22 protein-coding genes and 1 pseudogene are annotated in these 21625 nt (G+C 44.5%); 8 read left to right on the top strand and 15 right to left on the bottom strand.

Translation table 11 applies throughout. The features are described 5' to 3' along the window. Nucleotides 1-16: 16 nt before the first annotated feature. The 9 genes from HNQ46_RS05450 to HNQ46_RS05410 all read right to left on the bottom strand — a co-directional run bounded on the left by HNQ46_RS05450 (nt 17) and on the right by HNQ46_RS05410 (nt 10887). The gene (locus tag HNQ46_RS05450; protein ID WP_183683675.1) at nt 17-1255 is read right to left on the bottom strand and encodes a CpaF family protein; all 1239 of its coding nucleotides are present in this window, start codon (nt 1253-1255) and stop codon (nt 17-19) included. Nucleotides 1256-2513: 1258 nt separating this feature from the next. Beyond that, nucleotides 2514-3419, bottom strand: coding sequence for an ABC transporter permease (locus HNQ46_RS05445; RefSeq protein WP_183683673.1), 906 nt, complete (start codon nt 3417-3419; stop codon nt 2514-2516). Next, on the bottom strand, nt 3419-4705 hold the full coding sequence (locus HNQ46_RS05440) for an ABC transporter permease (protein ID WP_183683671.1): 1287 nt from the start codon (nt 4703-4705) through the stop codon (nt 3419-3421). Before HNQ46_RS05440 ends, HNQ46_RS05445 begins: the two co-directional genes overlap by 1 nt. Then, nucleotides 4695-6236: an ABC transporter ATP-binding protein gene (locus HNQ46_RS05435; RefSeq protein WP_183683669.1), complete on the bottom strand. Its 1542-nt coding sequence runs from the start codon at nt 6234-6236 to the stop codon at nt 4695-4697. The genes HNQ46_RS05440 and HNQ46_RS05435 overlap by 11 nt, the downstream gene beginning before the upstream one ends. A gap of 137 nt (nt 6237-6373) precedes the next feature. Further along, nucleotides 6374-7558, bottom strand: coding sequence for a BMP family ABC transporter substrate-binding protein (locus HNQ46_RS05430; RefSeq protein ID WP_183683667.1), 1185 nt, complete (start codon nt 7556-7558; stop codon nt 6374-6376). Next, nucleotides 7558-8874, bottom strand: a complete 1317-nt coding sequence (locus HNQ46_RS05425) for an amidohydrolase (protein ID WP_183683665.1) — start codon at nt 8872-8874, stop codon at nt 7558-7560. Before HNQ46_RS05425 ends, HNQ46_RS05430 begins: the two co-directional genes overlap by 1 nt. Nucleotides 8875-9081: 207 nt before the next feature. Further along, nucleotides 9082-10314, bottom strand: coding sequence for an MFS transporter (locus HNQ46_RS05420; RefSeq protein ID WP_183683663.1), 1233 nt, complete (start codon nt 10312-10314; stop codon nt 9082-9084). A gap of 111 nt (nt 10315-10425) precedes the next feature. Continuing rightward, complete coding sequence (locus HNQ46_RS05415) at nt 10426-10647, bottom strand: hypothetical protein (RefSeq protein ID WP_183683661.1); 222 nt, start codon at nt 10645-10647, stop codon at nt 10426-10428. 27 nt (nt 10648-10674) lie between these two features. Beyond that, entirely contained in the window at nt 10675-10887 is a 213-nt protein-coding gene (locus HNQ46_RS05410; protein ID WP_183683659.1) for a DUF3791 domain-containing protein, read from the bottom strand. 184 nt (nt 10888-11071) lie between these two features. Between HNQ46_RS05410 and HNQ46_RS05405 the strand changes: the two genes are divergently transcribed. After that, the gene (locus HNQ46_RS05405) at nt 11072-11686 is read left to right on the top strand and encodes a DUF6088 family protein (RefSeq protein WP_183683657.1); all 615 of its coding nucleotides are present in this window, start codon (nt 11072-11074) and stop codon (nt 11684-11686) included. A gap of 77 nt (nt 11687-11763) precedes the next feature. Here the strand turns inward: HNQ46_RS05405 and HNQ46_RS12385 are convergent, their stop codons facing one another. Next, nucleotides 11764-11850, bottom strand: coding sequence for a type III toxin-antitoxin system ToxN/AbiQ family toxin (locus HNQ46_RS12385; RefSeq protein ID WP_304069712.1), 87 nt, complete (start codon nt 11848-11850; stop codon nt 11764-11766). After that, on the bottom strand, nt 11847-11975 hold the full coding sequence (locus HNQ46_RS12380) for a type III toxin-antitoxin system ToxN/AbiQ family toxin (RefSeq protein ID WP_243155854.1): 129 nt from the start codon (nt 11973-11975) through the stop codon (nt 11847-11849). The genes HNQ46_RS12385 and HNQ46_RS12380 overlap by 4 nt, the downstream gene beginning before the upstream one ends. Nucleotides 11976-12343: 368 nt before the next feature. On the opposite strand from HNQ46_RS12380, the gene HNQ46_RS05395 reads away from it, so the two are divergent. Both HNQ46_RS05395 and HNQ46_RS05390 read left to right on the top strand, forming a co-directional pair. Next, a complete protein-coding gene (locus HNQ46_RS05395; RefSeq protein WP_183683655.1) occupies nt 12344-13060 on the top strand; it encodes an AzlC family ABC transporter permease in 717 nt (238 codons plus the stop codon). A 33-nt stretch (nt 13061-13093) separates the two neighbouring features. Next, nucleotides 13094-13426 carry a branched-chain amino acid transporter permease gene (locus tag HNQ46_RS05390; protein ID WP_007158147.1) on the top strand — a complete coding sequence of 111 codons (333 nt, stop codon included), beginning with the start codon at nt 13094-13096 and terminating at the stop codon, nt 13424-13426. Nucleotides 13427-13459: 33 nt separating this feature from the next. On the opposite strand, the gene HNQ46_RS05385 is transcribed toward HNQ46_RS05390, so the two are convergent. Both HNQ46_RS05385 and HNQ46_RS05380 read right to left on the bottom strand, forming a co-directional pair. Beyond that, nucleotides 13460-14041, bottom strand: coding sequence for a hypothetical protein (locus HNQ46_RS05385; protein ID WP_007158148.1), 582 nt, complete (start codon nt 14039-14041; stop codon nt 13460-13462). After that, a complete protein-coding gene (locus HNQ46_RS05380; RefSeq protein ID WP_040649604.1) occupies nt 14017-14196 on the bottom strand; it encodes a hypothetical protein in 180 nt (59 codons plus the stop codon). Before HNQ46_RS05380 ends, HNQ46_RS05385 begins: the two co-directional genes overlap by 25 nt. A 130-nt stretch (nt 14197-14326) precedes the next feature. Between HNQ46_RS05380 and HNQ46_RS05375 the strand changes: the two genes are divergently transcribed. The 5 genes and pseudogenes from HNQ46_RS05375 to HNQ46_RS05355 all read left to right on the top strand — a co-directional run bounded on the left by HNQ46_RS05375 (nt 14327) and on the right by HNQ46_RS05355 (nt 19270). Beyond that, the gene (locus HNQ46_RS05375) at nt 14327-14677 is read left to right on the top strand and encodes a nitrous oxide-stimulated promoter family protein (protein WP_007158150.1); all 351 of its coding nucleotides are present in this window, start codon (nt 14327-14329) and stop codon (nt 14675-14677) included. A 61-nt stretch (nt 14678-14738) separates the two neighbouring features. Then, a complete protein-coding gene (locus HNQ46_RS05370) occupies nt 14739-16592 on the top strand; it encodes an ABC transporter ATP-binding protein/permease (RefSeq protein WP_183683654.1) in 1854 nt (617 codons plus the stop codon). Continuing rightward, nucleotides 16585-18306, top strand: a complete 1722-nt coding sequence (locus HNQ46_RS05365; RefSeq protein ID WP_007158152.1) for an amino acid ABC transporter ATP-binding/permease protein — start codon at nt 16585-16587, stop codon at nt 18304-18306. Before HNQ46_RS05370 ends, HNQ46_RS05365 begins: the two co-directional genes overlap by 8 nt. Before the next feature lie 58 nt (nt 18307-18364). Then, a pseudogene (locus HNQ46_RS05360) lies at nt 18365-18505 on the top strand (YbaK/EbsC family protein); the annotation flags it as partial. 330 nt (nt 18506-18835) lie between these two features. Further along, nucleotides 18836-19270, top strand: a complete 435-nt coding sequence (locus tag HNQ46_RS05355) for a hypothetical protein (RefSeq protein ID WP_040649605.1) — start codon at nt 18836-18838, stop codon at nt 19268-19270. A gap of 163 nt (nt 19271-19433) precedes the next feature. Here HNQ46_RS05355 and HNQ46_RS05350 read toward each other — a convergent pair whose 3' ends face one another. Together HNQ46_RS05350 and HNQ46_RS12055 are read right to left on the bottom strand one after the other, a co-directional pair. Beyond that, nucleotides 19434-20300: a PD-(D/E)XK nuclease family transposase gene (locus HNQ46_RS05350; protein ID WP_183683652.1), complete on the bottom strand. Its 867-nt coding sequence runs from the start codon at nt 20298-20300 to the stop codon at nt 19434-19436. A 228-nt stretch (nt 20301-20528) separates the two neighbouring features. Further along, nucleotides 20529-21467, bottom strand: a complete 939-nt coding sequence (locus tag HNQ46_RS12055) for a YARHG domain-containing protein (RefSeq protein WP_183683650.1) — start codon at nt 21465-21467, stop codon at nt 20529-20531. Nucleotides 21468-21625: the final 158 nt, after the last annotated feature.

The raw sequence follows: 21625 nt of genomic DNA, 5'->3' as shown, positions 1-21625 counted from the left end.
TGTCCCTCCAAAACTCTTAAATCACCGTGTTGATTCCTGCCAGACGGAGCTTAAAATCCTTCTGCATCTTATTTTCCGTCCGCTTCAAAACGCCGTGTACCTTGGTAACGGTACTTTCTTCGTCCTCCTCAAAAACATAGAGGGGGTTCAGAAGAATTTCCCCGTTATGGAATCCTAAAACCTCCGTAATCTCCATGGTCTTTCGGGAACGGTCTCTTAGACGGGACAGGTGAATAATGATGTCAACCGCAGAACCAATCTGCTGCTTAATGGCTTCCAAAGGCACATTTGCCGCGCCCTGCAACACCATGGTTTCCAAACGGCTTAACATATCCCTTGTGGAGTTGGCGTGTCCTGTGGAGAGAGAACCGTCATGTCCGGTGTTCATGGCCTGGAGCATATCTAAAGCCTCTCGACCACGAACCTCTCCCACTACGATACGGTCCGGTCTCATTCGAAGAGAGGACTTAATCAAATCCGTCATGGAAATCTCTCCCACGCCGGCGGAGTTGGCATTTCTGGTTTCCAAACGTACCAGGTTGTCTACATTTTCAATCTGTAACTCTGCGGTATCTTCTACGGTGATAACACGCTCATCTCTTGGAATATAGTTGGACAGGGCATTCAGGAAGGTGGTCTTTCCGGAACCCGTACCGCCGCAGACGAAGATGTTGTAACGAGCCTTGACCAAAAGCTGAAGCTTCTCCGCAATTTCCTTGGTTAAGGAGCCGAAGCGAATCAGCTTCTCCATAGTCATAGGCTCCTTGGAGAACTTACGGATGGTAATGGTGGGGCCGCAGAGGGCAATGGGAGGAAGCACCACGTTGACACGGGAGCCGTCCGGCAGGGTGGTATCACAAATAGGATTTGCCTGGTTTACTTCCCGTCCTGCCAATCCTACGATTCTTTGGATAATATCCTCCAGCCTTTTCTCGCTTTCAAACTGTCGATCCAGCTGGAACAGATGGCCCTTTTGCTCTATGAAAATGTTTTCCGGGCCGTTAATCATGACCTCGGTAATGCTTTCATCCTTTAAAATAGCATCCAAAAGGCCGAAGCCTCTGATGGCTCCGTAAACCTGCTGAACGATGGAGAGCTTCTGCTCCACGGAGCAGTAAGAGTTGCCGATTCTCTGGGCAACCACTTCCTTCACCTTCTCCTCCAACACGTCATCTTCAATCTGGCTTAAAACAAAGTTCGAAGAAATAAAGGATTTTAACTCCTCTACCAATCTTTGCTCCTCTGCGTAGGTCATGCACACTCCTTTCCCTCATTACGAAAATGCCAAAACCGCCCCCAACCCCCTTCCTTTTCCAAAGAGGGTCCGGTTTTTCCCGAGATATCCTTATTCAATTTTTTCTTTCTTAAACACGATTTATACCCTTTAAATTTTTTATTAAAATAATAAAATTAGAAGAAATTGCAAGATAAATAATAGTTAGTTTGGCCTTTCCTGTCAATATAATTCTATTTTATATTAATTTAAATTTAATTTATTCAATAATTTAATTAATGGAAAATCATTATTTTACGTATATTTGTATCTGAATTTAATTTTTATCCCTGCCTATTTTTCTTCTTTTCCCCCTTATTTTTGTAAATATCCTACAAAAATACTATGGATTTTCTAAAATTTGGCCAAGAAAAAAAGAGAAACTATACAAAAATAGTCTCTCTTTTGATTTTTAAGGCTCGCTCCGAAGCAGTATAGGTATGAAATAGTGCACGCTCCCGCTAACTTCGCCCTGCGAAGGGAAGGACTGTATTCTATGTGACGATGCGCTCTGATGCAGTATGGGTCTGTAATCGGGGCACGCTCCCGCTAGCCTCGCCCTGCGAAGGGAAGGACTGTATTCATTGATGAGGCTCGCTCCGATGCAGTATAGGCATGCAATCGAGCACGCTCCCGCTAACCTCGCCCTGCAGCGGTACTAAGCGAAAAACTACAGTACCTTTGTTTTTCGCAAGTACCGGCGGGCTCAGATTGCTCTCTTCCATGCCTATACTGCTTCGGTCGCTTCAGATATTTGATTACTACAATCCTTCACTTCGCCGGATTTCGGTAAGTTTCGACAGGCTCAGACTACCCCTATTATAGACCTACACTGCTTCATTCGCTTCATCTTATTGGTTTCTACAGTCCTTTCCTTCTCGGGTTTTCGTAAATACCGGCGGGCTCAGATTGCTCTCTTCCATGCCTATACTGCTTCGGTCGCTTCACTAGATTGATTTCTACAGTCCTTTCCTTCACAGGTCTTTCGCTAGTATCGGGTTCAGCCCCCCTATAATAGACCCATACTGCTTCATTCGCTTCATCTTATTGGTTTCTACAGTCCTTCCCTTCGCTGACTTTCTGCAAGTACCGGGATCAGACCACCTCACATTCAGACCTATATTGCCGAAACTTCTTTCTTATTTTGTTTTTTACAGCTCCCCTTTCAAGCGTCCCTACTGACCGGGTTTGCTTATCTTCATAAGGTTCCTTATCAAATGAATCCCATTCTATTTTTAGTTTATCGTTTCAACTTTGCCCTGCAATATGCGCAATAGGCTACAACAATACTAAGGTAAGGGATGAGCTGAATAAACTGTAGTGGTACGCCGGTGTTTTGCAGGTAGTTAGCCATGCTTTGACAGAAGCCGAAGAGCAGAGAGGCCAGAAAAGCCAAATAGGCATTTCCTCCGGCAATGGCCTGGGTAGCCAAGGCAATATAGCCTCGTCCCGCAGTCATTCCTGCGGAAAACAATCCCACATAGCCCATGGAAAGGAAGGCTCCTGCCATACCGGTTAAGGCTCCGCTGATGAGAAGTGCTGTCCGCTTCACTCGTTTTACGGAAATCCCCAGGGATTCCGCCGCTTCGGGATTCTCTCCCACCGCGATGATTTCCATTCCCAGACGACTCTTCTTAAAGAGGGTAGCAATCGCAAAAACCAAAAGCAGGCTCAGGTAGGTCAAGATATGCTGTCCGGAAAGAATCTTTCCCACAAAGGGAATGTTCTCTATCAAAGGGATATTTAAAGCAGGAAGTTTTAAACTGTGCAAAGAAGTGGAGGCTCCCTTTTCTCCGGTAATCAAAAACAACAGAAAGATGGTTCCTCCGGAAGCCAAGGTATTTAAGGCGATACCGGAAAGGATTCCATTGGAATGCAGCTCCACAATAAAATAGGACAAAAGCAGGGAAATGAAAAGCCCAATTCCCACCGCCGCCAAAAAGCCCAAAAGAGCGCTTTGACTAAAGGCACTGACAATCACCCCGAAGAAGGCGGCAAAAAGCATGGTGCCCTCTAAGGCAATGTTGCTGACTCCTGCCCGGGAGGCGGTCATGGCTCCCAGGGTAGTAAGGAGTACCGGAGTTGCAGTACGAAGCATGGCAAAGTAAAAGTCTTCCTTTCCCAAAATGGATAGTATCTCTCCCATTATGCCTCCTCCTTTCCCGGTTCCGGAAATGTCTTAACCGCATCCACTGAATCACTTTTCTCTGCTGTCGCCCCGCTTGCTTCTACCAAATCAGCTGTTGCCGCTACCAGCCCGTTCGCTTCTGCTGATTCAGCTTTTGTTGCTGCCGGCTCGGTTGCTTCTACCAAATCTGCTTTTGTCGCTACAGGCTCGGCGCTTGCGGTCGCCGGCCTATGCTCTGTCGCCGGCAGGGCGGTATCCGCTGCCGCCAAGGATTCCTTCACTTCTCTTCTATGCTCCCAGCCGGAAAGAAAGGCTTCCGCGGTTACGAAGAGAATCAGTAAGGCCTGAATCAAGGCTACCAATTCATTTTGCACATCGGACTTTCTGGACATGATATCCGCTCCCACACGGATATAGGCCAGGAAGAGGGCGGAAAAGGGCACCAGCGCCGGATTGTTTCGGGAAAGAATGGCAATAATTACCCCGTCCCAGGCATAGGAGGGGGACTCCTGCCAGTTAAATCGCTGATACATGCCCATTTGCTCCACCGCCCCTCCAAGGCCGGCCACCATTCCCGCCAGAACCTGGGTCAGGAGGATCACCTTTGAGGAGGAAATGCCTACCATTTTCGCAAAGGAAGGATTGCTTCCGGAAAGCCGAAGCTCATAGCCGAAGCGGGTTTTGTACAGCAGAATGCTGAAAAGTACCGCCAAAAGCAGGGCCAGGAAAAAGCCCAGGTGCAGCTTACTGCCCTTCACCAAAATCGGCAGTACCGCAGTTTTGGCATACTTTAAGGAAGCAAAGGTTCCCGCCTCCCGATCCGCAAAGTATTTACTGATGGTAAAGAGTCCCAGATAGAAAAAGACATAGTTTAGCATCAAGGAAGTAACCAGTTCATTGGCCTTAAAATACAGCTTCGCCAATGCGGGCAGGCTTCCGATAATGCCTCCCATCACTACCGCCAAAAGTAAAATCACCAGAGGATGCAGAGGGAAGGGCAGGCTCAGGCGGATGGCCAAGGCCGCGGTAAGTACCGCGGAAATATAGAGGCAGGCATCCGTAATCATGGAAAAGTTTCCCGATTTAAAACAAAGGCTTAGGGCAAGCCCGGTAAAAATCAGCGGGGTGGCCTGGGCAAAGATGGAAAGAAAGTGCCGCATACTGCCAAAGGGGCCTAAGAGCAGATAAGAAATGGCTGTCCAAGGCTCCTTACTGACCAAAAAGATAATCAGCATGGAAATGCCAAGGGAAATCCCCAGTGCCAGAATAAAACGAAAAAGCTGAAATTGTTGTTTACTGCTCATAAGCCTCTCCTATTCTCTCCTGACTGTCTTCCTTAACTCCCAGCATATATAAGCCCAGCTCCTCCTCCGTCAGACTGCCGTCATTGTCCAGATAGCCCACAAAGCGCCCCTCATGCATCACAAGGATATGGTCACTTAGGGACAGAAGCTCCGTAAGATCTGCGGAAATGAGTAGCACCGCCTTCTTATTCTTCCGCATATCCAAAATTTTCTTTCGGATAAAGGCAATGGCCCCCACATCAATTCCCCTGGTAGGCTGATTTAGGATGAACAAATGGGGATTGGCCTCATATTCCCGTCCGAAAATCAGCTTTTGGGCATTTCCGCCGGAAAGGGATTTCACATCCTGCTTGGTATTTTTGTATTTTACGGAAAAGGCCGAAAGCACCTTCTTGGTAAAGGCCTGAATCTTTCCGCTGTTTAGAAGTCCGAAGGAAAAAAGCGCCTTCTCCCTATAGCTTCGGGAAATGGCATTTTCCTCCAGGCTAAGCCTGGGCGCAGAGCCGTAAAGGAAGCGATCCTCCGACACATAGGAAATTCCCAGGTCCTGTCGCTTCTGTACGGAAAATGCGGAAAAGTCCTGGGAAAAAAGCTGTAGCTCTGCTCCATTTGCCGAAAGCGTTCCCACCAAGACCTGACAAAGCTCATTTTGTCCATTTCCGTCAATACCGGCAATCCCCAGAATTTCTCCCTCGGAAAGAGAGAAGGACAGATTTTGTAAAATCGCCTTTCCCCCCTCTCCCTGCAGGAAAATGTTTTTCCCGGAAAATACCTTTTTCCCCGGAGAAAATGGCTCTTTCTCGATGTCCAGACGAATTTCTCTTCCCACCATCAGTCGGGAAATGTCCGCCTCCGACAGGCTTTCCACCCCATAGGTTCCCATGGTCTTTCCGTCCCGAAGAATGGTCATTCTGTCGCAAAGAGCCTTTACTTCCTGCAATTTATGGGAAATAAAGAGGATGGTATGCCCCTTTTCCCGCAAGCTCCGAAGCTGCACAAAAAGCTCCTCGGTTTCCTGGGGCGTCAGCACCGCTGTGGGCTCGTCCAGAATAAAGATTTCCGCTCCTCTATAAAGCGCCTTTAATATTTCCAGCTTCTGTCGCATGGCAATGGAGATGTCGGAAACCTTTTTTTCCGCCTCCACTTGCAGACCGTATTTTTCGGAAAGTGCCTTACATTCCTCCACCGCTTTTTTACGGTCAACAAATAAAGACTTGCCGGTTCCCAGCACCAGATTCTCCGCCACCGTCATGGAAGGAATCTGCATAAAATGCTGGTGTACCATGCCGATACCTTTTTCCATGGCTTCTTTGGAGGAATGAAACTCCACTTCCTCTCCCTTTACCAGTATTTTCCCCTTGGTGGGGGCGATTTCTCCATAGAGCATCTTCATCAATGTGGACTTGCCTGCTCCATTTTCCCCTACTAAAGCATGAATCTCTCCTTTTTCCACGGAGAGATTCACGTCTTCATTGGCCAAAACGCCACCGGGATAGATCTGGTAAAGTCCTCTTCCTGCTATGACTTCCACAGTTCCTCCTGTTAATATTCCTGATTCTATGCTGTAACTGATTCTCCACTTAGCCTTTCTTTAGAAAAGCTTGCAAAGCCTTTGCCAACTCTACGCTCCGGAAAAGCTTGCCGGGCAAGCGAAAATTTTGTCGGGATTTATTCGCCGCTGATAATGCTCTTTAACTTGCTTTCTTCCATACCGTAGGCAGTGTCTACAGTCACCTTGCCGCCAAGGATATCCTGCTTAGCATCTTCTACCTTCTTCTGTACGTCTTCCGGTACTTCCTTCTTGTAAATGTCATTTTCCGCAATACCGACTACGCCGTCCTTAAGGCCCAGCACCTCCGCCTCACCGAAAGGAAGCTTGTCCTCTGCCGCCTTTTCTACGGAAAGATACAGGCTCTCTCCCACATTTTTGATGGCGGAGGAAATGATGTATTCCTGCTCAGGCTTTCCGGCATAAGCTTCCGCCTGGTCGGAGTCTACCCCGATGACATACTTCTTGCTTTCCGCCGCGGCCTCGATAACCCCTACACTGGCAGGACCTGCTGCTACGAAAACGGTGTCCGCATTGTTGGCATATTGGGTCAATGCCAGATCCTTTGCTGTAGCGGAATCCACATAGGAGCCTACATAGGAAACCAATACCTTTACCTCAGGATCCATAAACTTTGCACCCTGAATATATCCTACTGCAGAGTCATTGATGACCGCAGCGGTATCCTTTGCGCCTACAAAACCGATAACATTATCCGCATTGGCATAAGGCATGGAGGACTTGGTTACCCCTGCTGCCAAAACACCGGCCAGGAAGGCACCCTCATTTTGCTTATAGCTCATGGAATATACGTTGGAAAGGTCTCCCACAGTGTAATCTACAGCGGTATCGAAAAGGATGTACTTCTTCTCCGGATATTCCTGAGCAATCTTCTCGGTGATTTCCTTCATGTCCCAAAGACCGGTAATAATCAAATCCGCATCGGACTCGGAAGCATCCTGCATAGCCCCTTCAAACTTGGTCTTGTCATTCCCCATTTCCACCATGGTCACTTCCGCCTTGTCGGAAAGCTCTTTCTGAATCTTCTTCATTCCTGCCTGAGCGGAATCGTTAAAGGCCTTGTCTCCGAAGGAACCGGTTACCAAAAGAGTGACCTTCAGCTTCTTGCCGTTACTTTCCTTATTGCCTTCCGCCTTCTCCTCCTTAGCTGCCGGGGTAGTTCCCTCCTTCGCCGCCTCTGTAGCGGATGTGGTGGCTTTAGCATTTGCATTGCCTCCGCAAGCTGCCAAAACAGCCATCATACCTACTGCACTCAGTCCTAAAATCCAATTCTTTTTTCTCATTATTCCTTCTCCCTTTCGTAAAATAAACTTGTATGAAGTCTATCCAGCTCTGCCAGATAGTTCTCCTTCTTGAATTTGGGTACAAAGCTCTCTTGGATTCTTTTAGCTTCCGCCCCCTCATTTTCCAAAAGTCGCATGACCGCATCCACAAAATAGTGGGCGGGAATCTGATAGGCCTCCCTTTCATTTTCCGTGCCGAAGTCCCGGCCGTGAATCCGTCCCTTGAAGCCGGAAATGCCGATTTCCACCGTGGGAAAGAGCATGGACAGGTCTCCCATATCCCCGGAGGCTGTACCGTGGGTTCCCTCTGCAATCCGGCTTTCCGGCATATAGCGAAGAATCTGGCTCCGTACCAGCTCCGTAAGTGCCGGATCCTGCTCCAGGGGAAAATAGCCCGGGGTATTTTGGATTTCCAGGTCGCAGTTTATGGCCAGAGCCGCTCCCCGTAAAGCCCGGTCCACCTTTTTCTCCGTGCTTCGGATAGCCTCCACCGTCTTTCCTCGAATATACATTTCCATCTTGGTTCTGGCCGGAACGGAATTCACCGTCTGTCCTCCCTCGGTTACGATGTAATGCACCCGGATGCAATCCTCCTCCGGAAAGCTTTCCCGAAGGGCATTGATAGCGGAAATCGCTAAAGTCATGGCATGAAGAGCATTTACCCCCAAATGAGGGCTGGCCCCGGCATGTGCCTCAGTGCCCAGGAAAGTGACCTTCTTTTGGCAGAAGCCGTTTAAGGAAGCCCCCACCTCGGCCTGATAGTCCGTGTCGATGAGCCCCATACTGTGGCAGGACAGAAGCACCGCACATTCATCAAAAAGTCCCAGTGAAATCATTTCCTGCTTGCCGGAGGAATGGGAAACCTTCCCCTCTCTGATGAGATTTCTTCGATAATCCATGTCGCAGAATTCTTCCGCAGGAGTAAAGAAGAGCTTCACCTTTCCCGTAAGCCTTTCCATCACGCCGGCTTCCTTCAGTGCCAAAAATACGGCAAGCATCACCCCGGTCTGGGCATAGTGGCCGCAGGCGTGGGCGGCATTTTGGTCGCTGGAGGCATAGGGATGCCCCAGAACCGGCACCGCATCAAACTCTGCAACTAAGCCGATGCAGGGACCTTCCTTTCCGGAATCCAAAGTCGCCATAAGTCCTGTGTAAGCCACCTCGATAAAGGGAATCTCCGCATCCTGTAAGGCCTCTTCCACCTTTTCTCGGCTCCGAAATTCCTTATAGCCCAGCTCCGGATTTTTGAAAATGTCTTCCGCCAAGGCAATGGCCTTGGGCAAAATACGTTCCAGTTCTTCATGTACTTTTTGCATAGGATTTCCATCCTTTCTTTAGGGTATCGGCTTTCTGTTGTACTGTCTTGCTGTTGTATTGTCTTGCTTTATATGTAGCCTTGATTTATATGTAGCTTTGTTTTACTATACCGGCCCACTGTCGCCGTTCCCTCGGCGCAGCAGTTTGTTGCAAAAGTAAATATCTTCCGTATTCGTTCTTTGGCTGACTGCTATAGAAAAAGCTCCTTATCGCTTCTCCCGCCTTGCCTTCTTGGTGACTTGAAGCATTCTTCTATAGGTAAAAACCATAAAAAGCAGAAGGATCATAGAGTAATAGGGGAAGAGCTTCATGCTGAAGCTACGTCCCAGAACCCCAAAGAGGGGAGGCATAATCAAGGTTCCCACATAGGCTGAGGCCATTTGTGCTCCAATCAGGGCTGAGGAATGCTCCACCCCAAAGTTATAGGGAGTGGAATGAATTACGGAAGGATAGACCGGGGCACAGCCCAGGCCGATGAGAATTAAGGCCGGCAGTACCATAGCCTTACTCCAGGGCGTAAAGAGCAGGAAAATGCCGAAGAAGACGATGGCGCTTCCCCCCAGCACCATTTGCTCATCCTTCCATTTCATCGTGAAAAAGCCGGAAAGAAAACGGCCGAAGGTAATACCGAAATAGAATAAAGCCACATAGGAGGCGGCTAATTTCTCCTCCATGCCCAGAGCAAGAACCATGAAAGAGCCTGCCCATAAGCCCACAGTCTGCTCCAAGGCGCAGTAGCCGTAGAAGCTGGCCAAGCTTTCCTTGGCTCCGGGAATGGCAAAGACCTCCTTAAGACTAAGCGCTCTTTGTTTGGGGGCTTCAGCCCCGTCGGAGGTAGCCTTTCCCTCCATCCCAACGGGAGCATTTGAGCCATTTTCCTTTAGCTCCTCCGGATTTTTCTTCCATAAGGAGAGACTGCAAAAAAGAATGATAGCCAGAATAAACTGAATTATGGAAACAATCAGATAGCCCCTATTCCAAGGCTCTCCTCTTTGTAAAACAAAGCCCATGATATAAGGACCTACGGAGGCGCCCAAGCCCCACATACAATGCAGCCAGCTCATGTGTCTGCTGGAATAGTGCAAAGCCACATAGTGATTTAAGGCCGCATCCACAGAACCCGCTCCCAAACCGTAGGGAATGGCAAAAAGACAGAGCATAAGGAAGCTATGGCTAATGGAAAAACCGAATAAGGCAATGGCGGTTAAAAACACCGAAATTGCCGTAATTTTCCCGGTTCCAAAGCGGCGATTCAATTTTTCACTGTTTAAGCTGGAGAGAATCGTTCCTCCGCAAATAATCATAAAAACTGTTCCCGAATAGGATACGGGAACAGCAAATTCCTGATACATGATCGGCCAGGCCGAGCCCAGCAAAGCATCCGGCAGTCCAAGACTAATAAATGCCAGATAAATCATGAGCAACAGTATAGAAAACATCTTCTCTCCCCCTTAAATTCAATACCGCTCAAGAATACTCTGAAACGATGTTCTATGCAATCGATTTTAGGGAAAGTTATGATTTGGAAGCGATGATTTGAAAATGATGGTTTAGCCGCTTACTTTTTGCTCGGATTTCCTATAGTAGTCCAGAAAATAGTCGGATCCTTCCTTCCACAATCCGGAATCAAAATTATAAAGACACTTGCACGCATTGGAGCTTAAGAGCCGATTTCTCGACTCTTCAATGGAGATATTCTCTTCCTCAGCCATATCCTCAATAGCATTCGTGAGTATCATGTCTGCACATATATTCATTTTTTCAAATGACATATTTTCTTGCCTCCTGAAAGCTTAGCTTCACAAAATCGCTCCTTTCGCCTTCAAAACAGTGCTAATTTCATCTAAATTGTACTCATCACCATTGATATGGAAAATGTCATAGCATGACTCTATATATTGCCAAATTTTATATTTTGAGAAGAGGGCATTGGCAGCAGCCCGACTCATTTTATATTTTTGACAAAACTCTCCTAATAATCTAATTTCCATAAATAATATTTCATTAATCATAAGAGTGTTACTCCTTATATGCTTAAGCGTCCAAATAGCAGTAAAATTAGTTTCTAACACTGCATTCTTATGAAATGATAATATCACAATTTATGAAATGCACCAATACGAAGTACGCCTATAAAGGCTATTTCCATTTTGTCTCGAATACTATATATTATTCGGGACAAAGGAGGTGAAGCTCTTGGCTGAAGGATACGCTAAACAAATTCAAGATCGAATCCATAAAGCTCCGGAGAGTAGTGTCTTCGTGAATTCAGATTTTGCTGACATCGCCAATACAGATACTGTCCGCCGAACTCTGAATCGCTTAGCACAAAAGGACACTCTTCGTAGAGTATTCAACGGTGTTTATGAAAAGCCAAAGTACAGTAAATTACTGGATGAGTATGTCGCAATCAATCCTGACACTGTGGTTAAAGCCCTAGCTAGGAGTTACCACTGGACTATCGCCCCATGTGGAAACACTGCTCTTAATCTTTTAGGTCTATCTACACAAGTAAGTACAAGCTGGTCCTACATTAGTGACGGCCCCTATAAAAGCTATAAGTGGAATAACACAGAAATTGAATTTAAGCATAGAACAAACAAAGAAATCACCGGACTCTCCTATATGACCAGCCTTGTCATTCAAGCATTAAAAGCTTTAGGAAAAAATAATGTAAAGTCTGACACCATAGACTATCTAAGGAAGAAATTATCAAAAGAAGAAAAACAAGCTTGTTTGCAAGAAGCTAAAGAGTCTACAGACTGGATTTATGATGCCATTCGTAAAATATGTGAAGGTGAAGTGCTATGAGAAAAATTGCTTGTTTGTCGGACAGCAATCGGCTGGAACTTTTTCGAAATACTGCTGAAAAAATGATAGATAAAGCATTATCTTTGCTCATCAGAAACATTTTTCCATCTTTTGTGTTTTTCCTTTGCAGAAGATATTGGAATAAAATAATTATAGTTTTCTATTCCAACAAATGGTTTAATACTGTTCCTATATGATAGGTTGTATAAACTTCTGAATCTATTTGATTGAGATATTCAAGATAATCAGGATTTACAGCGTAAAATCCATATTTAATCGCTTCTGCCATTGGATTCTCCTAAAAAAAACAGAGAGGATAACCCCCCTCTGTTAGCTTTAATGCTTCACCTTTGGGATATAGGTAGTGAGACACCTTCTTTAATGCTCCACCTTTAACGGTAGTGGGACACCCTTTTTTTTTACTGGAAGTATAACGAATATTTTTAGAAATATCAAATTGGTATATTTCCTATAGTATTCTCCTCTTTTTATGGAAATTTTTTTCCGCCTTTCCCTTGAAATTCATAAAAAAAATTTATAGACTATTGCTGTTTTTTTCTTTAGTTGAGACTCCTTATCCTATTTAGTCCAGCCGGTTTTTACTTTAATCCGAAAGGCTCTACAACTAAAGAACTTTATAGAAGGAGATTTTGTTTTATGCTTCATGAACAGCAAAAAAAGGCGCTAAAGGCCGCCTTCCCTCATACCGTTCCCATCTTAACCGGCTTTTTATTTCTGGGCTTTGCTTACGGTATCTATATGCACAGCGCCGGCCTTTCCGTGGTCTACACCTTCTTTATGGCTTCCTTAATCTACGGCGGTTCCTTAGAGCTCTTGGCTGTAGGATTTCTATTAGGTCCTTTCGCTCCTATGGAAACGCTTTTTCTGGCTATTATGATTCAGCTTCGACATCTGTTCTACGGCATTGCCATGCTGGATAAATTCCCCAAAAAAGGATGGAAGCATTTTTATCTAATCTTCGGCATGTGCGACGAAAGTTTCAGTATTAATTATAGTACAAAAATACCGGAAGGGGTGGATCCCGGCTGGTTTATGTTTTTTGTGACACTCTTAAATCAAATCTACTGGGTGCTAGGCTCCTGTCTTGGTACGCTTCTTGGAAATGTCCTGCCTTTTTCCACAGAGGGGATTGATTTTGTCATGACTGCTCTCTTTGCGGTGATTTTCTTAGATCAGTTTTTGAAGGAGAAAAATCATTTTTCTTCTCTGCTGGGACTGGGGGTATCCATCCTTTCCCTAGTAATTTTTAAAGCAGAGCATTTCATCCTACCTGCTATGCTTGGCATCCTAAGCATTTTCCTCCTGGCAAAGCCTAAGCTGGAAAGGCAATTTATGGAAGCGAAGAAAAGCTAATGTAGTAAACGAAGTTTTTAGAAAGGCAAGCTTATGACTGTATGGCAACGCATCATTATCATAGCGCTTTGTATTCTGGGCACCATGCTGACCCGCTTTTTGCCCTTTATCTTATTTCAAAAAAATACCCCTAAAACAGTGCAATATCTGGGAAAGGCTCTGCCTCCCGCAAGCTTTGCTCTGCTTTTGGTGTATTGTCTTCGTAATGTTCAGTTATTTAGCGGAAACCAAGGACTACCGGAGTTTCTTTCTCTTGGACTAACCATCCTGATGCATTGTTGGAAGCGGAATATGCTGCTTTCCATCTTCTCCGGCACCGTCCTGTATATGCTGTTTCAACAGGGGATTTTGGCTTTGCCGTTTTAACGGCCTAGGAATTGTCAGAACAGCTATGCGTCTTTAAAGATAGCGATTATCGATTGCTCTACTCATGTAAGCGCCTTTTTTGAAAAATCCGCCTTCCTTTAAGCCCCAAGCGATTGCCGAGCAGGCAAGCTCTTCTTTAGCATTCATTTTCGCACTTAGAGAGGTGAGAACTATCCCTTGGGGGAACAGCTGTGCACTCAGGTATTCATACAGCCTATCTGCCTCTCCCTTTTCCACCAGCTTCGTAAGATAAGTAGGATTGGTATCCCACCATTCAGATGCCTTACAGAAGGATGCACTGGCACGCATTTCTCCAGTAGAGAGCTTCTCTGCGCAAAGCGCACGCAAATTTTCCAGCTGTGCCTCCTCTATCACACCATTTGTAATCGAATAAGCATAGTACGCACAAGCCAGACCTTCATCTTCAGCTTCCTTTAAAAGGTAAAGATTCGAAATGCCCCTTTTCTTGTATTTCTTCCACTTTGCGGCAATATCATGAAATACCTTTCCACTATAACGATCAGAGCTTCCCTGCTCTAAAGCTTCTTCCAATGCAGGAAGATCCACCTCTTTCTTTTCCCAATCATCAATCAAATTATACTGTAGCTCTGCCATCCTCTTCCTCCTAATCTTAAAGTAAAGCACAAGACAAATCCTTTACTTTTCATTGTATTTCGAAAATCATAAATTACAAGAGAAAAGCCACTATATTTGTTCTCTGCGTCAAGTAAGCCTTTTGCCAAAACCTCCAATAGTGCTACAATATCCATTAGAGTAATCTCCTTTGCATAGTTTTTTAGTCGAAACCATTGTATCAAAGTGTTAATGATTACTCTCTTTTTATTCCTTTAGCAACTGACAAAATCTTTACTCTATTGGCAAAGAAAGGGAATGCGCTTTATGAATTCAGAGCAGATTGAAAAGAAGAGACAGGGTGAAATCCGTTTGATCTCGGAGATGATTTCTCTATACTGCAAGAAGAAGCACGGTGGATCCGGGGCACTTTGCGAAGAATGTAAGGCGCTTTCGGACTATGCCATATCGAGGATTGCCCGTTGTCCTTTTATGGAAAAAAAGAGTTTCTGCAGTTATTGCCCGGTACACTGCTATTCGCCGGAAATGCGGGAGAAGATTCGGACGGTCATGCGGATAAGCGGACCGAGTATGCTGCTCCATCATCCGCTCTTATCGATTTCTCATGCGGTAGAGGGAATGAAAAATAAGAAAGCGGGAAAAAAGCCGGATGCTTAGGGGATAAAACTGAAATGATGGAAAAGGAAAGTGTAAATAGATAAAAGAAAAGGGAGAATTAATGATTAAAATGCGTTTGATTCGGCTCTTAGAGGGAGCCGGAAAGTATATCGTACAGCAGATAGTATGGCAATGGATTTCACTCCTTGCACAGGTCGTGATTGTGTACAATATTGCTCATCTCTTAGAGAATGCTTGGCAGAAGAAATTAAGTACGGAGGGAATAGCCCTGACTATGGGGATTGTTCTGCTCGGACTGGGCTTTCGCTTTCTCTGCGACCGCCTGTATACAAAGGCGAGCTTTCATGCCAGTGCGGATGTGAAACGAATCCTTCGCAATAAGATTTATGGGAAAATGCTTGCCCTCGGACCGGCTTATCGAGAAAGCGTAAACAGCGCGGAAATCGTGCAAATGGCAGGAGAAGGCGTGGAACAGCTGGAAACCTATTTCGGAAGGTACTTAAGTCAGTTCTTCTACTCCCTTTTGGCTCCGATTACCCTCTTCTTTATCCTCTCGCGCATCAGCGTTCAAACGGCACTGCTCCTCCTACTTGCTGTGCCTCTTATTCCTATTGTCATTATGCTTGTTATGATTGTAGCCAAAAAATTACTCAGTAACTATTTTGCAATCTATTATGGACTTGGCGACAGCTTTTTGGAAAAGCTGCAGGGCATGACCACCTTAAAGATTTATCAGGCGGATCAGGCTGCAGCGGAGGACATGGACAGGGAAGCGGAGCTTTTCCGGAAAATCACGATGAAGGTGCTTTCCATGCAGTTAAACAGTACTTCGGTGATGGATATTATCGCTTACGGCGGGGCGGCGGTCGGGATCATCTCGGCACTTGGTCAATTTTCCAAAGGGGCAATTTCTCTTTCCGATGTTTTAATGATTACCCTCCTTGCGGCGGAATTCTTTCTCCCCATGCGACTGCTCGGAAGCTTCTTTCATATCGGCATGAACGGCATGAAGGCAAGTGACCGAATCTTTGCTTTCCTGGATCTTCCGGAAGCGGAAGACGGGAAAGCTGTACTGGAAGAAAAAGAAATACGGATTTCTATGGAGAAACTTTGCTTTTCCTATGAGGAGAGTCGGGAAATCCTTCGTGATGTCGAACTGGAAATTCCTGCCTGTTCCTTTGTGTCCCTCGTGGGTCTTTCCGGATCCGGAAAATCCACTATAGCCGGGATTCTTATGGGGAAAAATAAGGGCTACAAAGGCTCTGTAAAGCTAAACGGAAGAGAGCTTACGGAATTTTCGTCTCGGTCTATCCTCGATAAAATGACGATGATCGGGCATGACAGTTGGATCTTTAAGGGGACTGTACGGGAGAATCTTCTCCTAGGAAAGCCTTCCGTAACCGAGAAGGAGATGAAGGAAGCCTTAAAAAAGGTAAACCTCCTCTCCTTTATAGAAGCACAGGGCGGACTTGCTATGCCACTCCTTTCGAACGGTACCAATATTTCCGGAGGGCAGAAGCAGAGGCTTTCTCTTGCAAGAGCACTTCTCCACGATACTCCGGTCTATATTTTTGATGAAGCGACATCGAATATTGATGCGGAAAGTGAAGAAAGGATTATGGAGGTCATTCATGAGCTTGCAAAGAGCAGAACGATTCTCTTGATTTCCCATAGGCTGGCTAATGTTGTAGGGAGTGATTGTATTTTCATGTTGGAAAACGGTAGAGTGGCGGAAGCCGGAAAGCATGAGGAGCTCCTTAAAAAGGGAGGCAGCTACAGCCGTTTGTTTAAGGAACAAAAGGAGCTGGAAAGCTTTTCCGAAACACGTAAAGAAAGTTCTACAGAAAAACAAAAAGATACTGGTTTTGAAGAACAAGGGATTATGGAAGACTTGCAGGATAAAACAGGAGAAAGGGAAGATACGGTAGAGGAAGGAGGGGAAAAGCATGAATAAAAGAAGGTCGGATTTGGCCATTATGCGGAAACTTATCGTTCTTGTAAAGCCTCTTACGGGAGTAATGCTGACCGGTATTATCTTAGGTGTTTTGGGATTTTTATGTGCAATCTTCCTGACCATTCTCGGGGGATACGGAATCCTAAAGGGGATTTTGGAGCTTCCTGCTTTGCATGGGCTTTCCGGAGACGGTTTATTTATGCCGGGGGGCGTCATCTCTTTTGTTACAGGCTCATGGCAGAAGCTCTTTACCGTGATTTTCCTCTTTGCCGTAGCACGTGGAAGCTTGCACTACGGCGAACAGTATTGTAACCACTACATTGCCTTTCGAATCTTAGCGATTATCCGTCACAAGGTATTTGCCATATTAAGAAAACTCTGCCCGGCAAAGTTGGAGGGAAAGGAAAAGGGGAATCTCATCTCCGTCATTACTTCGGACATCGAACTCTTAGAGGTCTTTTTTGCGCATACCGTTTCCCCGATTGCAATTGCCTTTTTAACTTCGCTGATTATGCTGATTTTTATCGGAAAGCAACATATCCTGGCTGGGGGAATTGCTTTTTTTGCCTATCTTACTGTCGGCGTGCTACTTCCCATTTGGAACGGAAAGCGCAGCGCAGAAGCCGGAATGGCGCTTAGAAGCGAGATGGGTGAGCTAAATAACTTTGTTTTGGATAGTCTCTACGGTCTGGATGAAATCCAGCAATACCATGTGGGAGAAAAACAAGCTATGGAAATGGACGAAAGGTCGAAAAGACTCTCTGCTTTCCAGAGAAACTTAAGCTCCTTTGAGGGCTCACAGCGTGCGGTGACGAATCTTGCGATTCAGCTTTTTTCCTGGGGAATGCTCTTTACCATGCTTTTCCTTTATCAGAGAAATGCAGTCAGCTTTTCTGAAATGCTTCTTTCCACCCTTGCCATGATGAGTTCCTTTGGACCGGTTGTAGCACTTTCTTCTCTTTCCAATACCCTAAACCAGACCTTGGCCTCCGGAGAGAGGGTGCTTTCCCTTTTAGAGGAGGAGCCGGCGGTAGAAGAGGTATCAAACGGAGAAAATATTGAATTTAACGGTGCAAACGTCGAAAAACTTACATTTTCTTATCAGTATGAAATCATTCTGAAGCAGGTTTCGATTGACATTCCGAAGGGAAAGGTTCTCGGGATTCACGGTGTCAGCGGCTCCGGAAAATCCACTCTTTTAAAGCTGCTTATGCGTTTCTGGGATACGAAAAAGGGAGAGATTTTATTTTCCGGAAAAAATGTGAAGGAAATCAATACGGACTGCCTTCGCAAAATGACGAGCTATGTGACACAGGATACCATTCTCTTCCATGATAGCATCGGGAAAAATATTGCGGTCGCAAAGCTCTCCGCTACGCAGGAAGAGATTGAAAATGCGGCGAAGAAAGCAAGCATTCATGACTTTATCATGAGCCTCCCCAAAGGATATGAAACAAAGGTGGGCGAGCTTGGAGATTCTCTTTCTGATGGAGAAAAGCAACGAATAGGTCTTGCAAGAGCCTTCCTTCACGATGCGGAGCTTCTGCTTCTCGATGAGCCTAGCAGTAATCTCGATGTCTTAAACGAGGGAATTATTTTGCAGTCCTTAGAGAAAGAAAAAGAAGGAAAGACTGTAGTGCTGGTTTCTCACAGACAATCCACCATGTCCCTTGCTGACCGGATTTATGAGATGGAAAAGGGACGAGTTTCCTAGTTAGGAGAATAGTATGGGAAAAGAAACAAAAACCAATGCGTGCAGAATTCTCGACAAGGCGAAGATTTCCGGAAACAAAAAGGTAGAAATGCTTCCCATGAAGGATTTACTGAGTATCACTGGTTATATCCGAGGATGCTGCAGCCTCGTCGGAATGAAAAAGCAGTTTCCGACCTTTGTGCAGGAAGAAGCAACGGTGCTGTAAGAAAGGCTGATGCCAAGAGAGACGATTAAGAATGACTATAGAGATATATTTATTCCTCCATTTTCTTAAAATTCCGGGCTTTTCCGGGTGAAACAAAACAATATTGCTGCCATGGATAAAGCCTTTTTTTCACAAGGGGCCCCGCGCGAAGCGTGAGGTATTCCAAGTACATTCTAAGTTTTACAATACGGGAAGTCGGTCTGTATTGCAACGAAAAAATGCACTATATGTACCTACAGCTCTTGGCAAAAGATTGTGTATTCTTGGGATAAAGACTATACTACAAAAAATGACAAAACGCTTTGAACGACAATGAGGATCAATATGAAAATCAGTAGTGACTATACATCAAATAGAGCATGGTTAAGAGATGTGGTTGGCAATCAGCCGATGATTTTACGCTCTGTCTCCGCCTTGGAATATTTGCAGCTCTTTGTGGGCTACTTTTCAGAAAACAAGGTGGAGGTTTATGCCTTGGAGGAAAGTCCGGAAGAAAATATCCGATGCCATATCATAGAAGATTTGGAAGCTATAGAGTATATACGTTTTGAAAATGTTCTTTGTTCCAGTCCAAGCCAGGCTGTAAATGATATGCTTTCCGATTTTGAGCATAGCGATGAAACTGCTCTTGTAGAAGCTTTGAGCAAATATTACTATTCCCACGAAGAAAGCTTTAGCGGATTGAATATCAAAAAAGAAAACCAAAAGCGATTTGAAGAACTAAAGGACTGGGCTATAAACTATTTTGAGGTAGGTTGAATGAAATGACTAAGCAAGAAGAGATTTATTCCTAGCTTTTACGATTCCTCGAACCATTTTACAACGATAATCCAAAGTCCAACTCCGTTTGGGACAATGATAAAAAGGAATGGTCTGGCAATATCTAATTACACTTAAAGCATGCACAATAATAGAACTGCCTCTACATTAAGTTCAGTTCACGGAAGAGTTTTTTTCTGTAGCGTTTATCCTTTGAAGCTTTTTTGATATCTTCCAGTCTGCCACTTTCCGCTAAAATACCCATTAATTGTGCTAATTTCTCACTGCCTTCTTCTCTGCCTTCTTCTAGGGCAGCTTGGCGATAACGTTCTAAAAGAATATTCATATTTTTGTCTCCCTTCTGCATAAAGTCTGTAGATTTAAGTTCTGCTACTCTTTTGGACAGTATTGTCGAATGCATTTGCTTGGGATTGTTGGCATGAAAATCTTCTGCCAGTCTTCCCAAGCTATTATTTTCTATTTTCGAGGTATTAAAGTATATAATATAAGAGTCATCATCAAAGGGCTGGCCATTTTCTTTAATGATTCTTTCAATATGATAAGATTGTAGTCCTCGTTTGAAAATATCTTTAGCTGTAATAAATATAACATATGTTTTAGGTAATTGCTTGAAATTTTGTCCTTTCTTTAGAGAATGAATGTCTATTAGACTGGCGTGAAATCTAGCTCGTTTCGGGATTGCTTCTTGAGAATCATTTTGGATTTCAATGTTATATAGATTGTGCTCTTTGTCCTCGCAGTAACAATCCAAGACAAGAGAATGTCCATGAATATTGGGAGTGTCTTTCTGAATACATTGATCTTTCAAACGTAAAGAATCATTTTCCATAATAACTTGTAAAATAAATTCGGTGCATTGCTTATCCTGCAATACGATTTTGATAAAGATATCATCCATAAGAGTTAGGGATGATATAATAGCTTGTTTTACTTCTAGCTGAGAGCTTGATTTTTGTAATGTGTGTTGCTCTTTTGAATTTTTAGAATTTTTTGCTGGAAATTGAGGCATGAGATTCTCCTTTTAGAAATAGGAATAAGAATAGACATAGTAAGAAGGGAAAGAATCGACAGAATTATGTAGTGCTATAATTGTAATGTGGCAATTGTAAATATACTAGTCTCCATATTCGGATAATATCCGTTAATGGATAAGGTGTGCAATAAAATATCTCCTCGCATCCAAGGTAATGGACGAGAGGAGATATTGGAATTTCTTTTCCACTGCTTTTTCATTCTATTATCCTACTTTTCCAAGCAGGCTATCTCTATATCCGGTAAGGATCTTTATATTCTCCCGCTCGTAGGAATTCAAAACCTGACTTTCGATTTTATCAAATTCCGATTTACTATACTGCGGTCTATACCAGGATTTAGAAGAAAAATATGCATTAAGGTCTTGAGTGTCGTATTGTCTTCCATGGCGAGCATAAATTTCATTAATCGCTAAACGAAGGGTTGCCGCATCCAAGCTCTCATACTCTCCCCGAGCAATCAGTCTCTCGTTGGCGTATGGGAAAATAAATTCAGAAGCATTGGTAGCCGTTCCGGCATTGGATTGACCTGTACTGTTCACTAATCCGGCATAACTATAATCTCCCCCCATATCCACATCGGTAAATTCCGTACCGTTGGTTAAAGTCACTATAGGATAATCAATGGTCTCAAGACTATTCCATGTCACATCCGCATCTCCGTTCCAGCTATTGTCTTTTAGGTTTCGCATCTTGCCGGATACCTTTAAACCGTTTTGCTCTGTTTTGGAAAAGGAAAGCCCCTCTAATAAAAACTTTGCTTCTCCATAAAGACGAAACTCAATCTGTTCTTTTCCGTCCTTAATATAGGGGATAAGCATATACTCATTAGCAGTACTCTTCCACATTGCATCCCCGGGATAGGATGCAAATATATTGGATTTGTTTACCGCTCCGCTATCATAACTAAGCTCCTCTGAACCGGCGGATGTACTTTCTTCTGTAGCTACAGTAGATTCATCAGCTTTCTCTTCCGCCTTTACCGATGTACTTTCTTCCGCCTTTGTCCCTTCACTTTCCTTTGCCTGACTATTCCCTTTACAGGAAACCAGACTAAGGCTTAGAAGCAATCCCAGAAAAACGATTGCCAAGCCTTTTTGCAGCACCGCTCCGGTTCCTTTTTTCTTCATCATTGTTCTTTTCATACGCTCTTTCTCCCATGATTCACTATGTTAAATTTTATGAATATACCTTATTGCATTATAAGGTTTGGAATAGTGAATAGCAAGTATGATGGCCTTATCCCGAAGTTATGAAATAAGGATTAGATAATTTATAGAAAAATAATCAATCATCACTTTAC

It is taken from the genome of Oribacterium sinus (assembly GCF_014202695.1).
GTDB classification, from domain to species: domain Bacteria; phylum Bacillota; class Clostridia; order Lachnospirales; family Lachnospiraceae; genus Oribacterium; species Oribacterium sinus.
Note: the sequence above shows the minus strand (reverse complement) of the source record. Positions and strands in the feature narration are given on the sequence as shown.